The organism is Corynebacterium afermentans subsp. lipophilum, assembly GCF_030408375.1.
Classification (GTDB): domain Bacteria; phylum Actinomycetota; class Actinomycetes; order Mycobacteriales; family Mycobacteriaceae; genus Corynebacterium; species Corynebacterium lipophilum.
The window spans coordinates 602134-615900 of record NZ_CP046530.1 but is presented as its reverse complement, the minus strand read 5'-3'; the positions used below and the strand labels follow the sequence as shown (position 1 = coordinate 615900).

Below are 13767 nucleotides of genomic sequence, written 5' to 3'. Positions count from 1 at the left end.
CGGCTGCCTGCCCTACACGTGTGCGACGGCTACTCGTCCGTCGGGATCGTGTCCATGTTCTCCAGCATCTTGGCTACGTAGCCGGTGTTGAACTCGCCGGAGCGGAACTTCTCGCTGTTGATCAGCTGGGCCTGGAACGGCGCGGTGGTGACCACGCCGTCGACCTTCAGCTCGCCGAGCGCGCGCAAAGTGCGCTCGATGGCATCCTCGCGGGTGTCCGCCCAGCAGATGAGCTTGCCCACCATGGAGTCGTAGAACGGCGGGATGGTGTAGCCGGTCTCGATGTGGGTGTCCATGCGCACACCGAAGCCGCCCGGGGTGCGGTAGTGCTCGATCTTGCCGGGGCGCGGAGCGAAGTTTTCGTTCGGGTCCTCAGCATTGATACGGCACTCGATGGCATGCCCGCGGATCTGAATGTCGTCCTGGGTCAGGCGCAGCTTCTGCCCGGAGGCGATGCGCAGCTGCTCCTGGATCAGGTCCACGCCGGTGATCATCTCGGTAACCGGGTGCTCCACCTGGATGCGCGTGTTCATCTCGATGAAGTAGTACTTGCGCTCGATGTTGTCGAAGACGAACTCGACGGTGCCGGCGTTTTTGTAGCCCACCTCTTTGCAGAGGTTGATGGCGGCTTCCTGGAGGCCGGCGCGAAGTTCGTCGTCAATCGCGGGCGAGGGTGCTTCCTCAATGAGCTTCTGGTTGCGGCGCTGCGAGGTGCAGTCGCGCTCGCCGAGAGCGATGGCGTTCTCGCCGTCCGCCAGCACCTGGATTTCAATGTGGCGGATGTCGGTGAGGAAGCGCTCGATGTAGACCGACGAGTCGTTGAACGCGGACTGCGCCTCGTTCATGATCTCGTTGAGGTCTTTTTCCAGCGTTGCCTCGGACTCCACCACTCGCATGCCGCGGCCACCGCCGCCAGCGGCGGCCTTAATCAGAAGCGGGAAGCCAGTTTGCTTAGCGACGTCCAAAGCTTCCTCGAACTCAGTGACCACGCCATCTGAGCCGGGCACCGTGGGCACGCCGGCGGCCTGCGCGATCTTCTTCGCCTCGATCTTGTCGCCCATGCGGCGGATGTGCTCCGACGAGGGGCCGACGAAACCGATGTTTTCGTCCTCGACCATTTTGACAAAGTCGGACTTCTCGGAGAGGAAGCCGTATCCGGGGTGGATGGCGTCGGCCTTGAACGCCATCGCGGCGGAGACAATCAGCTCGGGGCTGTTGTAGCTCTTCGCGGCGTTGGCAGGGCCGATGCACACGGCCTGGTCGGCTTCCTTGACCGGCAGGGAGTCGCGGTCGCCTTCCGAGTAAGCGAGGATGCTCTTGATGCCGAGCTCCTTGCAGGCGCGGATGACGCGCAGCGCGATCTCGCCGCGGTTGGCAATGAGGACGCTGTCCAGCAGCTTTTCAGATTCAGCCATGGGGTACCTACTTCGGCTCGATGACCATCAGCGTCTGGCCGTGCTCGACGGCGTCCTCGTTGTCCACGAGGATCTCGGTGACGGTGCCGGCGGTCTTCGCTTCGATGTTGTTCATCAGCTTCATCACTTCGACGATGCACAGCACCTGGCCGACCTCGACGGTGTCGCCGACCTTCACAAACGGATCCGCACCCGGCTTCGGGGCGGCGTAGAAGGTGCCCACCATCGGGGACTTGACCTCCACGCCGTTGCCGGAGCTTGCCGGAGCAGCCTGCGGCTTCGGAGCCTCTTCCTTCGGCGCCGGTGCCGGTGTCTCAGCCTCCGCAGGCGCCGGTGCCGGAGCTTCAGCCTTCGGTGCTTCCGGAGCCGCCGGAGCCGGTGCGGCCGGTGCGGCCGCCGGGGCCGCCTTGAGGTGGCTCAACCCGCCCGGGGTCTTGGACAGGGCGAGTTCGATGTCGCCGTACTTGATGCTCAGCTCTTCGATGTCGCCGGACTGGTTCACCCACTCAAGCAGGGACTTCAGTTCGTTGAAGTTGGTGGTGTCAGACATGGTTTACTGCTCTCCTTTTTTGGTCAGGTTGATTTCGAGGTCGTCGGTCTTCAGTCGGAATTCGCCGGAGGTGGTGGTCTCGTAGATCTTCTGCACGAGCTTGGTTAGCTCGCCGCCCGGCACCCCTTCGCCTTGGCCCGCGCGGCCTTCGGCGACGAAGCGACGCATCTCGTCGACGTTGTTGCCCGGGATGTTGGCGCGCAGCAGCAGCGTGTCGATGTCGTCGTCCGGGTACTGCTCCTTCAGGCCCGGCAGGCGCGGCTCGAGCTCCGGGCGGCCCTCCTCGATTTCGGAGGAGCCGTTGGCCTTGATCTTTTCCAGCGCGTCCGGGTCGATCGGCGCGAGCGGCTCGCCGTAGTGGCCGAGCGCGTACTTTTTAATCTCGTTAGGCACCACGGAGTAGCGCTCGCCGGAGATCACGTTCATCACAGCCTGGGTGCCCACGAACTGGGCGAACGGGGTGATCATGATCGGGTACGCCAGCTCCTCGCGCACGCGTGCGGTTTCGTAGAGCAGGTCTTCGAAGCGGTCCGACAGGCCGGCGGTGGCGAGCTGGGATTCGAAGTTGGTGAGCATGCCTCCCGGCAGCTGGTGCATGTAGTGCACGCCGTCGAACGCGCGGGGCTTGCCCACCGGCTTGTCCTCGCGGTCCGCGATTTCCTGGAGCTTCTGGCTGGCGTTGTCCACACGCTCGTCGTCGATGTTGACGGTGTAGCCCAGCGCGCGCAGGTCGCGGGCGAGCGCCTGGGTGGCGGGCTGGCCCTGGCCGTTGGCGAGCGGGGCGATGGAGGTGTGGATGGAGTCCACACCGAGTTCTGCAGCGTAGATGTAAGTCAGCGGGGACAGGCCGGTCAACGAGTGGGTGTGGACCTCCAGCGGAAGGTCGTTGCCGATGGCGCTGCGGATAGCCGGGATCAGCGTCTTCATGCGGTCCGGGGTGAGCAGGCCGCCGGCGTCCTTGAGCATGATGCGGTCCACGTCGGTGCACTCGACGAGCTCTTGGGCCTTGTCGATGTAGAGCTGGTCGGTGTGCACCGGCGACAGGCAGTAGGACAGGCAGCCGTAGGTCTCGGCGCCGAGCTCCTTGGCCAGGATGAGGGTGTCAGCGATGTTGTCGATGTCGTTGAGGCCGTCGAAAGCGCCGATGACGCGGAAGCCGTTGGCGTAGAGGCGCTCAACCCACGCGTGGATGACGTCGTCAGGCAGAAAGTCGAAGGACGCGAGGTTGCGGGAACGGACCATGGAGCGGAACTTCGTGTTCGGTGCGGCCTCGTGCACCTTGCGCACGCGCTCCCAGGGGTCCTCCCTGAGGTAGCGCACCGGCACGTCGAACTGAATCGGAGCGACCAGGTCAACATGCTCAAAGCCAGCGTTGGTCACGTCGTCGAGCAGGTCCATGATGTGCTCGGTGCGCATGCGGGTCGCCCAGATGGACTGGTGCGCGTCGCGCAGCGTGGTGTCGATGATCTTGATTTCTCGCTCACTGTCCGCCGGTCGACCACCCGCGGCGAAGATTTCAGCGAGGCTCTCTGTGCTCAGCTCTTCTGGGCTAAGTGCCATTGTTCCTCCTTAGAAACGCCAGACCGTGGCAACTGCCGAGTGGCTAGCCACCGTTGCGCACAATGTACGCCCGAAAAAGTGTGAAGCGCGACTCATTTCAGTTCAAACTTGTGAAACCGCACCTTGAGTGCACTTATGCGCGGTAAACCACTCCCCCCGTTCTGGGGTGCGCATAAAGCACGCGCGTTCGCATACCGAACACCGCTCCCGTGCCACCCATCCCGGAAACCCGCAACGAGCTGCAGTTTCTCTCCGGTGCCCCAGAAATCGAGCACTAAAAAACGACGTGCTTCGGATCATTCCGCACCCAACAACGTGATCTAGGCAATACATTTTCGGTCAAACAACAGTCCCCGAAGGAGGAACCGTGAGTACAAAACCCCGCTCCACAATGGGCACGACCCATATCGCGGCCGAACGCCCGGCCGACAAAAAGTCCCTCGGCGCCAGCCTCATCGGCCAGCTGCTCGAATGGTTCGAGTGGAGCTCCTACGCCGTCTTCGCCCCGTTTATCGCGGCAGCCTTCTTCGACAAATCCGACCCCACCTCGGCACTGTTGGCCACCTTCGGCGTCTTTGCTGTCGGCTTCCTAGTCCGCCCGCTGGGCGGCATCATCTTCGGCCGCATCGCAGACCGCGTGGGCCGGAAGAACGTGCTGATGATGACGATCATCATCATGGCGCTGTCCGCCGTGGTCATCGGGGTTATGCCCACCTACGAGCAGATCGGCATCTGGGCCTCCGTCATCCTGCTGCTGGTGCGCGTGATCCAGGGCTTCGCCCACGGCGGCGAATCAGCCACGGCCAACAGCTACATCCCGGAGATCGCCCCGCGCGACCGCCGCGGCAAGTGGGGCTCCATGGTCTACATGTCTATCTTCGGCGGCTCAGTGATCGCCTACACCCTCGGCGGCATCATTTCGCTTGTGCTTAGCGACGAGCAGATCGGCGCGTGGGGCTGGCGCATCCCGTTCTGGCTGGGCGCCGCTGCCGCGTTCGTGGCCCTGTACCTGCGCCGCCACATGCAGGAGTCCGAGCACTTCAACGAGATCCAGGAAGGCGGTGCCGAGTCCTACGACGACCTTTCGGCCACCCGCCCGCAGACCCCGGTCCGCTCCAACTGGATGAACATCCTGCTGGTCATCGGCATGGTCTCCGGTGTGACCGCCGCGCACTACACCTGGACGTCCTACGTCTCCACCTACGCCATCACCCACGCCGGCATGTCCACTCAGGGCGCGTACTGGGTATCCGTGTTCGCGCAGACCTGCGGCCTGATCGCCCTCCCGCTGTGGGGTGCGCTGTCTGACCGCATCGGCCGTAAACCCGTGATGTACACCTTCGCCATCTCGGTGGGCCTGCTACAGATCCCGCTGATGGGCATGATCGATTCCCGCCCGTGGACCATGCTCGTCGCCGCCACCGTCGCGGTGGTGGCGGTTGCAGCCGGCGGCGCGCTGCTGGCCCCGGTGATGGCGGAGGTCTTCCCCACCTCCCAGCGCACCAGCAGCATCGGCTTCGCCTACTCCCTGTCCGTGGCCGTCTTCGGCGGCACCGCACCGTACATTTTCCAGTGGTTCACGTCCCACGACCTCACGCACATTTCGGGTATCTACGTTGTGGTGCTGTGCGTGCTCACCCTGATCAGCATGAAGATCCTTCCGGAGACGAAGGGCATCGATCTCCGCGATGCCTAAGGGCTTTAGGGCTTTACGCCTCCTGCTGCTGCGCCATGCGCCAGCGGATGCCGGCCTCTAAGAACCCGTCGATGTCGCCGTCGAGGACCTTCTGCGGGTCGCCGACCTCAAAGTCGGTGCGCAGGTCCTTGACCATCTGGTACGGGTGCAGCACATACGAGCGCATTTGGTTGCCCCAGCTGGCGTTGCCGCCGGCACCGAGGGCATCCATTTCGGCCTTTTCCTCCTGGCGCTTCTTCTCCAACAGCTTGGACTGCAAGACGTTGAGCGCCGAAGCCTTGTTCTGGATCTGGGACTTCTCGTTCTGGCAGGTCACCACAATGCCGGTTGGGATGTGGGTGATGCGCACTGCGGAGTCGGTGGTGTTCACGCTCTGCCCGCCGGGGCCGGAGGAGCGGTAGACATCGACGCGGATGTCGGAGTCCGGGATGTCGATGTGGTCGGTCTGCTCCACCACCGGCAGCACCTCCACCTCGGCGAATGAGGTCTGGCGGCGCGCCTGGTTGTCAAAGGGCGAGATGCGCACGAGCCGGTGCGCGCCCTGCTCCACCGACAGCTGGCCGTAGAGGTACTCGCCGTGCACGACGAAGGTGGCGGACTTGATGCCGGCTTCCTCCGCATAGGAGATGTCGTATACGTCCACCTTGTGGCCTGCCTTTTCGGCCCAGCGGGTGTACATGCGCAGGAGCATCTCCGCCCAGTCCGCCGCGTCCACGCCGCCGGCGCCGGAGCGAATGTGCACCACGGCTTCGCGGGCGTCGTACTCGCCGGAGAGCATGGTCTGCACCTCCAGCGAATCAATCTGCGCGGCGACGTCTGCCAGCTCCTCGTCGGCCATGGATGCGTCGCCTTCTTCTTCGGCGAGTTCGTACATCACCGGCAGGTCGTCGATACGCGAGCGAAGCGAGGCGACCTTCTTTAAGCGCGCCTGCACATTGGACAGCTCGGTGGTGACCTTTTGTGCGTGCGCTGGATCGTCCCAAAGCGACGGGTCCCCGGCTTGCGCCTCCAGCTCGCGGGCGCGCTCGCGCAGGACGTCCAGGTCCATCACCTTCTCAATGGTGGAAAGTGTGGAGCTTAAGTCCTTGATCCGCGTCTGAGTTTCCGGCTGCATAGGGGCAAAGTCTAGCGAACCGCCTGACGCGGCCACCAAGACGGGATACAGTGGCCTGCGACCCAACACGGGCGCCCGGGGCACCGGGCTGAGATCGCGCTGATGCCAGCGCGAGCACCGTTCGAACCTGTCTGGTTAGCACCAGCGAAGGAAGGAGAAGGTCGTGGTTCACGACATCTATGCCCATGAAATCCACCCGAAGCACTCCTACGCCCCGATTGTGAAAGACGGGCTGGAGGTTCCGGAGACTGCGATCCAGCTGGATGATTCCCCCACCGGGCCGAACGAGCCGTTCAAGATCTACCGCACCTGCGGCCCGCACGCGGAGCCGGAGGTGGGCCTGCCCAGCCTGCGCGGCGAGTGGATCACCGCCCGCGGCGATGTGGAGGAATACGCAGGCCGCGAGCGCAATTTGCTTGACGACGGCCGCGCGGCCGTCAAACGCGGCGCCGCCAGCGAGGAGTGGCGTGGCGAGTCCCGCACACCGCTGCGGGCCAAGGACGGCCAGCGCGTGACCCAGATGGCGTACGCGCGCCGCGGGGAAATCACCCGCGAGATGGAGTTCGTGGCGCTGCGCGAGCACTGCGACGTGGAGAAAGTGCGCGAAGAGGTCGCCGCGGGGCGTGCGATCATCCCGAACAACATCAACCACCCGGAAAGCGAGCCGATGATCATCGGCAACGCGTTTTTGACCAAGATCAACGCCAACATCGGCAACTCCGCGGTGACCTCCTCCATCCGCGAGGAGGTGGACAAGCTGCGCTGGGCCACCCGCTGGGGCGCCGACACCGTGATGGACCTGTCCACCGGCGACGACATCCACGCCACCCGCGAGTGGATCCTGCGCAACTCCCCGGTGCCCATCGGCACCGTGCCGATCTACCAGGCGCTGGAGAAGGTGGGCGGCGTCGCAGAGGACCTGACCTGGGAGATCTTCCGCGACACCGTGATCGAGCAGTGCGAGCAGGGCGTGGACTACATGACCGTGCACGCCGGCGTGCGCCTGCCGTACGTGCCGCTGACCTCCAAGCGCGTCACCGGCATCGTCTCCCGCGGCGGCTCGATCATGGCCGGCTGGTGCCTGGCCCACCACAAGGAGTCCTTCCTGTACGAGAACTTCGACGAACTGTGCGAGATCTTCGCCCAGTACGACGTCGCATTCTCGCTTGGCGACGGCCTGCGCCCCGGCTCCGTGGCCGACGCCAACGACGCCGCCCAGTTCGCCGAACTGAAAACCATCGGCGAGCTGTGCAAGCGCGCCTGGGACTACGACGTGCAGGTGATGATCGAAGGCCCCGGCCACGTGCCGCTGAACATGATCCAGGTGAACAACGACAAGGAAGAGCAGTGGTGCGGCGGCGCGCCCTTCTACACGCTCGGCCCCCTGGTCACCGACATCGCGCCAGGCTACGACCACATCACCTCCGCCATCGGCGCGGCCAACATCGCGGCCGGCGGCACGGCGATGCTGTGCTACGTCACCCCGAAGGAGCACCTGGGCCTGCCCAACCGCGACGACGTGAAAACCGGCGTGATCACCTACAAGGTCGCCGCCCACGCAGCCGATGTGGCCAAGGGCCACCCCGGCGCGCGCGACTGGGACGACGCGATGAGCAAGGCCCGCTTCGAGTTCCGCTGGCACGACCAGTTCGCCCTGTCCCTGGACCCGGAGACGGCGCAGTCCTACCACGACGAGACGCTGCCGGCGGAGCCCGCGAAGACGGCGCACTTCTGCTCGATGTGCGGCCCGAAGTTCTGCTCCATGCGCATCTCGCAGGACATCCGCGACGAGTTCGGCGACCAGATCGCGGACCTCGGCATGCCGTCGTTCGACTTCGACGCCGACTCCGCGGCCGCATCTTCCGACGCGCGCGAGGGCGAGCAAGAGATGGCGCGCGAATTCCGCGACTTGGGCTCGAACGTGTACCTCAAGGAGGGCGAGGAGTCCCCGACTGCGCCATAATGGCCGCGTGACCGATACGCAGCAGTTTATTTCCGACCACCGCAACGATTCCGACGCCGAGCTCGCAGCCGCGCTCGTGCGCCACGCCGGCCAGCTGGCGCTGCGCATGCGCGGCCAGGGCTTGGACGCTGAGGTGAAAACCTCTGTCTCCGACGTGGTCACGGAAGCCGACCGCACCGCCGAGCGCTTCGTGGCCGAGGCGCTTCAAGCGCTGCGCGGCGACGACGGCGTGATCGGCGAGGAGGGCGCTTCCCGCCCGTCCGCCACCGGCCGCACGTGGGTGATCGACCCGGTGGACGGCACCTACAACTTCTCCCAGGGCTCGGACTACTTCTGCTCGGCGCTCGCGCTTACCGACGACAACTCCGCCCACACCCCCGCCATCGGCGCCGTGCACCGCCCCGCCACGGACACCACGTGGATCGCGGCGAACGGCGTGGCCACGCGCGACGGGGTGGAGCTTCGGGGGTTGGCGGAGTCGTCGCTAGGTGAAAGCGCTGTGGTGACCTACCTGCACCCCACCTTCATGGCCGACGACGATGTGCGCGAGGCGTGGCTGCGCGTGGTGTCGGGGGCGGCGACGATGCGCATGATGGGTGCGGGGTCCGTGGACCTGTCGAATCTCGCGTCCGGGCAGATGGGCGCGTGGCTGCAGCACACCGTGCCGGACTGGGATTGGTTGCCGGGCAAGGCGCTGGTCGAGGCCGTTGGCGGCCGATGCACGAAGGTCGAAGCCGGTGGCGTGACCTGGTGCGTTGCCGGTAACTCGCGGATCGTGGACGAGATCGCCGAGCGCCTGCGCGGCTAGCTGCCCGGGCTACGGCAGGCGGAAGCCGCCCGGGATGTCGCCGAGCACGGCGTCCATGCGCAGCGCACCCGTCGGCGCGTGCAGCGGCCCCTGCAGCGGGGTGCGGCAAGCCACGTTGAACGGCGGGCCCCAGATGCCGCCGTTGATCATGCCGATCACGCGGTCGCCCACCATCAGCGGCGCGCCAGAGTCGCCCTGCATGGCGCAGACCTGGTTGGTGTTGCGCTGTTCCCAATCGGTATAGGTGAAACCGCAGGTGGTGCCGGAGGCCACGCCGGTCTTGCACACCACGCCGCCCGGCTTCACCGGTGCGCCGCCCAGGTGGTTGACGGTCACGCCGTTGTAGGAACGGGTGACCTCGGTGTTGTCGGCGAGCGTGATCACGGCGTAGTCCAGCTCGCGGTTGACGTGTGTGATCGTGCCGGTGCGGCCGAGCTGCCAGGAGTCCGCGGAGCGCACCGCGTCGCCGACGTTGCCGCAGTGGCCGGCGGTAACGGCGATTTTCTCGCCGCGGTCGTTGTAGCCGGCCGCCGTGGTGGTGCACATGACTTCCTTGCCGGGCTCGGAGCCGACATACAGCGGGGTGCTCGGTCCGTACAGAGCGCGGCCGCGTCGCATCGCTTCATCGGATTCGGCCGGGGTGCGCGGGGCGTCGAAAAAGGAGCCGGGGACGCGGTGCAGGACCTTGTCCGCCATGGGCTTTCCGGCGAGCACCTTCGACACCGGGTCGGTGCGCCAAACGTAGTTGAGCACGTCGCCCACCGGCGCCTCCGCCTGCTGGGCGTGCGCCGCGGGGCTGCCGATAGTCGCCGAGGTGGCAATCAGAAACGCGGCGGTAAGCAGGCGGGCGGCGGACGAACGGCGCATAGCAACCCCAATCACATTGGCAACATGAGCATCAACAGAGACATTCAACCACATCCTTTTCCTCCGTGGGCCAGTAACCGCAAACGTGGCTCATGCGGGCCTGAGGCGGTACCTTGAGCGCATGCACGAAACCGCCAACGCCGAACAGCACCAACCACCGCAGCAACCCACGCAGCAACGCCCCCGCCTGATCGTCCCGGACCTCGCGCGCGGCACCGCCCTGTTGGGCATCGCGATGGCCAACGCCGCCCAGGGGTGGGTGATCAACGACTGGTCGGAGGACCAGTCCCGGGTCGGCTGGTCCGTCGGCGGCGTGCGCCCGGACAGCCTGATCGACCAGATCGGCGCCGTCTTCGCGGCCATGTTCATCCACGTGCGCGGCCTGCCGATGTTCTCCACGCTGCTGGGCTTCGGCTTCGGCCTAGTCGCGGCCAGCCTGTACCGCAAGCACTACCCCGCCAAACAGGCCCGGCGCGTGCTGTACCGCCGCTACGGCGCGCTCGCGCTGTTCGGCGTGGCGCACATGTTCCTGCTGTTCTACGGCGACATCATGCTCACCTACGGGCTGGTGGGCATCTTCCTCGCGGCGATGCTCACGCTGAGTTCGAAGACGCTGCGCATCATCGCCTACACCATCCTCGGCCTGTTCACGGCCCTCGGCGTCGCCGGCGGGATCGCGTCGTTCTACTTCGACGCGTCCGGCGGCTTCAACCAGTCCGAACCCACCGCCACCTTCGACACCTTCGGGGCGTACTTCTCGTTCAACCTGGACATGGCACTCGGGCAGCTGGTCGCGCAGCCGTTTGCGGTGCTGCAGCTGTTATCGCTTGCCATCATCGGCTACGTGTGGGCGAGGGAGCAAGTGCTTATCGACGTCCACGCGCACCGCCGCACCCTCATCACCTGGAGCATCATCACCGGGCTGGTCATCCTCTGCGTCGGCCTGCCCTGGGGCTTAGCCGCCGCGGGCGTGCTGCCGGACGAGTGGGAGCTGCCGCTGTTCATGCTCAACCAGGCGCTCGGTTACCTCACCGGCCCGGGCATCCTGGCGCTGCTCGCGCTGGCTACAGACGAGCTGAACAACCAGGTCCCCGGTTGGGCGCGGGCGTTCGTAGCGCTGGGCAAGCGCTCCATGTCGGGGTATCTCGCGCAGTCGTTCCTCTTCATCGCGATTTGCACCCCGGCGTTTTTGGGCATCGGCCTGGACGCCTCGGTCACCGGCAAGCTCATCATCGGCTTTGTGGTGTGGTTGATTAGCCTGCTGCTGGCGGTGCTGCTGGACCGGGCGGGCAAGCAAGGCCCATTCGAGTGGGCGCACCGCCACCTCTCCTACGGCAAGACGGGAAGGATTGAGCCGAAATATGATCAGCCTCAAATCACTGCATGAGATGACACCCATGCAGGTCCACCAGCTGTACAAGCTACGTGTGGACGTCTTCGTGGCCGAGCAGAACTGCCCTTTCAAGGAGATCGACGACCAAGACGCAAACCCTGAGACCCGCCACATCCTCGCCTTCGACGGCGAGACGCTGGCCGGCTGCGCCCGCGTCTTCCCCACCGAGGACGGCTCGCGCTTCGGCCGGTTTGTGGTCCACCCCGATTTCCGCGGGTCCGGCCTCGGCCCACAGATCGTGCGCACCGGCATCGAATACACCGAGCGCTTCGACGGCGACCTCATCGTGGAGGCCCAGTCCGGCCTGGTGGGCTACTACGAGCAGTTCGGGCTTGTTGCCGAGGGCGACGAGTTCCTCGACACCGGCATCCCGCACAGAAAAATGCGGCTGGCCCGCTAGGGGCTCAAGCCGCATCGTTGCAGGTTAGACTGCTACTGGTCGGACCTGCGGTCGTCGACAAGCGTGTCGTTCTCGCCGCTGCGATCCAACCTGAAGCCCTCCGGGAGCTTCCAGGAATCGTCCTCCGCGTCGTACTCGAGCTCGGGGCGCTCGACCTCGTTGCCTTCCGAGTCGTAGCCCGGCGCGGGCTTGTTCTCGCCCTCCTCGAGCTTTTCTGCGGTGTCGGTCTTCTCCCAGGTGCGGGAGCGGGTCTTGCGCGCCGCGGCGGAGTCGTCGTTCATCGCCTTCGTCAGCGAGTACATCATGACGAAGTACATGAAGAAGAACGGCAGCGCGATGATGATCACCACTTGCTGCAGGGCCTCAATGCCGGAGTCGTTGATGAACAGCAGTGCGCCTGTAACCAAACCGACGGCGACGACCCAGCCGACCCGGTAGTAGGTGGGGGACTTGTTCTCCTCGCCGGAGGCGAACATGTCCATAACCACCGCAGCGGAGTCCATGGAGGTGACAAAGTAGAACACGATCACCACCAGTGCCAGGGCTCCGGTGACGGCGTAGAGGGGGTAGTCCGCCAGCAGGGTAAACAGCGCCTGCGGGGTGTCGCCGTCTTCGACGACTGGCTTGGTCAATACGCCCGGGTCCTGCTCTTCCATGTCAATGGCGGCGCGGCCGAAGATGGAAAACCAGATCAGGTCGAAGGTGGTTGGCAAAAGCAGCGTGCCGCCGATGAACTCGCGCACGGTGCGGCCGCGGGAGATGCGGGCGAAGAACATGCCCACAAACGGCGACCAGCAGATCGTCCACGCCCAGTAGAAGGCCGTCCAGGTGGCGTGCCAGCCCGGGTTGTCGTTGTAAGAATCCACCCAGAACATCAGCTCCGGCAGCGACTGCGCGTAGATGCCGAAGGACTCGGTGATCTGGCCGAGCAGCTTCAGCGTGGGGCCGGTGAGCAGCACGAAGATCATCAGCAGGATCGTGCCGACGATGTTCAGGTTGGACAGGATCTTCACGCCCTTGTCCAGGCCGGTGGCCACGGAAATCGAGGCGGCGAGGGTGATCGCACAGATGATGCCGATTTGTACGGGGGTCACCAGGGGGACGTCCCAAAGAATGTTCATGCCCGCAGAAATCTGCAGCACGCCCAAGCCCACCGACACGGCGAGGCCGAAGACGGTGCCGATGATGCCCAGGGCATCGAGCAGCTTGCCCGGGGTGTCGTACACCTTGCCGCCAAGCAGCGGCGAGAACATCGACGACATACGCGCGGGCATCTTGCGCTTATACACGAAGTACCCCACCGCCAGCCCTGGCAGCGTGAAGATGACCCACATGTGGATGCCGAAGTGGTAGTAGGTGAACTGAAACGCCTGGATAATCGCCTCGCGGCTCATGGAGTCGTAGCCCCCGCGCGGCGGGTTGTAAGCGTGGTTCAGCGGCTCGGCCGCACCCCAGAACAGCAGGGTCGCGCCCATGCCGGCGGCGAACAGCATGGCAAACCAGACGGGGTAGGAATACTCCGGCTCGTCGTCGTCATCGCCCAGGCGCAGGTTGCCATAGCGGGAGACGAACACCACGATGAGGAATACCAGCGTGGCCGACACACCGCCGACGTAGAGCCACGTGAAATGGTCCATCAGCCAGCCGGAGACGGCCGCGTAGGTTTCACGCGCCTGGTCGCCGAACACCAGCGTGGCTGCGACGAACACTAGGACGAAACCCAGCGCGGAGAAGAAAATAAGGGGATCAGATTGCAAACGGCGTGTACGCGCCATGTTTGGTCCTAACTAGGTCCTATCTAGATTTTTGGCCGAGTTAACGGCCGGGCTTGATCAGCGTGCCGGCGAGAGAGGACGTGACGGCGGATCCCACCAGCACTCCGATGGTGTAGAGGATCCCGGTCACCCCCAGCATCTGCAGCAGCCAACCGAAAAACAGCGCGCCAACGACGGCGCCGGCGATTGCGACGACCCAACGTCCCATAGTGAAAACCTTCCTTAA

General features: G+C 65.1%; 12 protein-coding genes and 1 riboswitch. Of the genes, 5 read left to right on the top strand and 7 right to left on the bottom strand.

Going from position 1 to position 13767, the window contains the following annotated elements:
• Nucleotides 1-29: 29 nt before the first annotated feature.
• From accC to CAFEL_RS02925, 3 genes are read right to left on the bottom strand one after another with little or no spacing between them, the layout of a single operon-like run.
• Nucleotides 30-1415 (bottom strand): acetyl-CoA carboxylase biotin carboxylase subunit, encoded by a 1386-nt coding sequence (gene accC / locus CAFEL_RS02935; protein ID WP_194560916.1) that lies wholly within the window; start codon nucleotides 1413-1415, stop codon nucleotides 30-32.
• Between the two features lie 7 nt (nucleotides 1416-1422).
• The gene (gene accB / locus CAFEL_RS02930; protein WP_194560915.1) at nucleotides 1423-1965 is read right to left on the bottom strand and encodes an acetyl-CoA carboxylase biotin carboxyl carrier protein; all 543 of its coding nucleotides are present in this window, start codon (nucleotides 1963-1965) and stop codon (nucleotides 1423-1425) included.
• Between the two features lie 3 nt (nucleotides 1966-1968).
• Nucleotides 1969-3525, bottom strand: a complete 1557-nt coding sequence (locus CAFEL_RS02925; RefSeq protein WP_194560914.1) for a pyruvate carboxylase subunit B — start codon at nucleotides 3523-3525, stop codon at nucleotides 1969-1971.
• Between the two features lie 391 nt (nucleotides 3526-3916).
• Here CAFEL_RS02925 and CAFEL_RS02920 point away from each other — a divergent pair, with 391 nt between their 5' ends.
• Nucleotides 3917-5221 carry an MFS transporter gene (locus CAFEL_RS02920; RefSeq protein ID WP_181890071.1) on the top strand — a complete coding sequence of 435 codons (1305 nt, stop codon included), beginning with the start codon at nucleotides 3917-3919 and terminating at the stop codon, nucleotides 5219-5221.
• A gap of 13 nt (nucleotides 5222-5234) precedes the next feature.
• Here CAFEL_RS02920 and prfB read toward each other — a convergent pair whose 3' ends face one another.
• A complete protein-coding gene (prfB, locus tag CAFEL_RS02915) occupies nucleotides 5235-6335 on the bottom strand; it encodes a peptide chain release factor 2 (protein ID WP_194560913.1) in 1101 nt (366 codons plus the stop codon).
• 57 nt (nucleotides 6336-6392) lie between these two features.
• Nucleotides 6393-6505: riboswitch (TPP riboswitch) on the top strand.
• Between prfB and thiC the strand changes: the two genes are divergently transcribed.
• Both thiC and CAFEL_RS02905 read left to right on the top strand, forming a co-directional pair.
• Nucleotides 6499-8298 (top strand): phosphomethylpyrimidine synthase ThiC, encoded by a 1800-nt coding sequence (gene thiC, locus CAFEL_RS02910; protein WP_194560912.1) that lies wholly within the window; start codon nucleotides 6499-6501, stop codon nucleotides 8296-8298. It overlaps the preceding riboswitch by 7 nt.
• A gap of 7 nt (nucleotides 8299-8305) precedes the next feature.
• Nucleotides 8306-9106: an inositol monophosphatase family protein gene (locus CAFEL_RS02905; RefSeq protein ID WP_290172186.1), complete on the top strand. Its 801-nt coding sequence runs from the start codon at nucleotides 8306-8308 to the stop codon at nucleotides 9104-9106.
• A gap of 9 nt (nucleotides 9107-9115) precedes the next feature.
• On the opposite strand, the gene CAFEL_RS02900 is transcribed toward CAFEL_RS02905, so the two are convergent.
• Nucleotides 9116-9973, bottom strand: coding sequence for a S1 family peptidase (locus tag CAFEL_RS02900; protein ID WP_228496501.1), 858 nt, complete (start codon nucleotides 9971-9973; stop codon nucleotides 9116-9118).
• A gap of 121 nt (nucleotides 9974-10094) precedes the next feature.
• Here CAFEL_RS02900 and CAFEL_RS02895 point away from each other — a divergent pair, with 121 nt between their 5' ends.
• Together CAFEL_RS02895 and CAFEL_RS02890 are read left to right on the top strand one after the other, a co-directional pair.
• Complete coding sequence (locus CAFEL_RS02895) at nucleotides 10095-11360, top strand: DUF418 domain-containing protein (RefSeq protein WP_194560911.1); 1266 nt, start codon at nucleotides 10095-10097, stop codon at nucleotides 11358-11360.
• A 1-nt stretch (nucleotide 11361) separates the two neighbouring features.
• Nucleotides 11362-11766 (top strand): GNAT family N-acetyltransferase, encoded by a 405-nt coding sequence (locus tag CAFEL_RS02890; RefSeq protein WP_228496500.1) that lies wholly within the window; start codon nucleotides 11362-11364, stop codon nucleotides 11764-11766.
• Between the two features lie 32 nt (nucleotides 11767-11798).
• Here CAFEL_RS02890 and CAFEL_RS02885 read toward each other — a convergent pair whose 3' ends face one another.
• A complete protein-coding gene (locus CAFEL_RS02885) occupies nucleotides 11799-13541 on the bottom strand; it encodes a BCCT family transporter (protein ID WP_194560909.1) in 1743 nt (580 codons plus the stop codon).
• Between the two features lie 40 nt (nucleotides 13542-13581).
• On the bottom strand, nucleotides 13582-13749 hold the full coding sequence (locus tag CAFEL_RS02880) for a hypothetical protein (protein ID WP_034997626.1): 168 nt from the start codon (nucleotides 13747-13749) through the stop codon (nucleotides 13582-13584).
• Nucleotides 13750-13767 lie beyond the last annotated feature (18 nt).

Excerpts from the sequence above, each read along its gene's own strand:
- CAFEL_RS02920 (WP_181890071.1), top strand. The coding sequence starts at position 3,917 with ATGGGCACGACCCATATCGCGGCCGAACGCCCGGCCGACAAAAAGTCC.
- CAFEL_RS02880 (WP_034997626.1), bottom strand. The coding sequence starts at position 13,749 with ATGGGACGTTGGGTCGTCGCAATCGCCGGCGCCGTCGTTGGCGCGCTG.
- CAFEL_RS02925 (WP_194560914.1), bottom strand. The coding sequence starts at position 3,525 with ATGGCACTTAGCCCAGAAGAGCTGAGCACAGAGAGCCTCGCTGAAATC.
- CAFEL_RS02885 (WP_194560909.1), bottom strand. The coding sequence starts at position 13,541 with ATGGCGCGTACACGCCGTTTGCAATCTGATCCCCTTATTTTCTTCTCC.
- CAFEL_RS02895 (WP_194560911.1), top strand. The coding sequence starts at position 10,095 with ATGCACGAAACCGCCAACGCCGAACAGCACCAACCACCGCAGCAACCC.
- prfB (WP_194560913.1), bottom strand. The coding sequence starts at position 6,335 with ATGCAGCCGGAAACTCAGACGCGGATCAAGGACTTAAGCTCCACACTT.
- accC (WP_194560916.1), bottom strand. The coding sequence starts at position 1,415 with ATGGCTGAATCTGAAAAGCTGCTGGACAGCGTCCTCATTGCCAACCGC.
- CAFEL_RS02890 (WP_228496500.1), top strand. The coding sequence starts at position 11,362 with ATGACACCCATGCAGGTCCACCAGCTGTACAAGCTACGTGTGGACGTC.
- accB (WP_194560915.1), bottom strand. The coding sequence starts at position 1,965 with ATGTCTGACACCACCAACTTCAACGAACTGAAGTCCCTGCTTGAGTGG.
- CAFEL_RS02900 (WP_228496501.1), bottom strand. The coding sequence starts at position 9,973 with ATGCGCCGTTCGTCCGCCGCCCGCCTGCTTACCGCCGCGTTTCTGATT.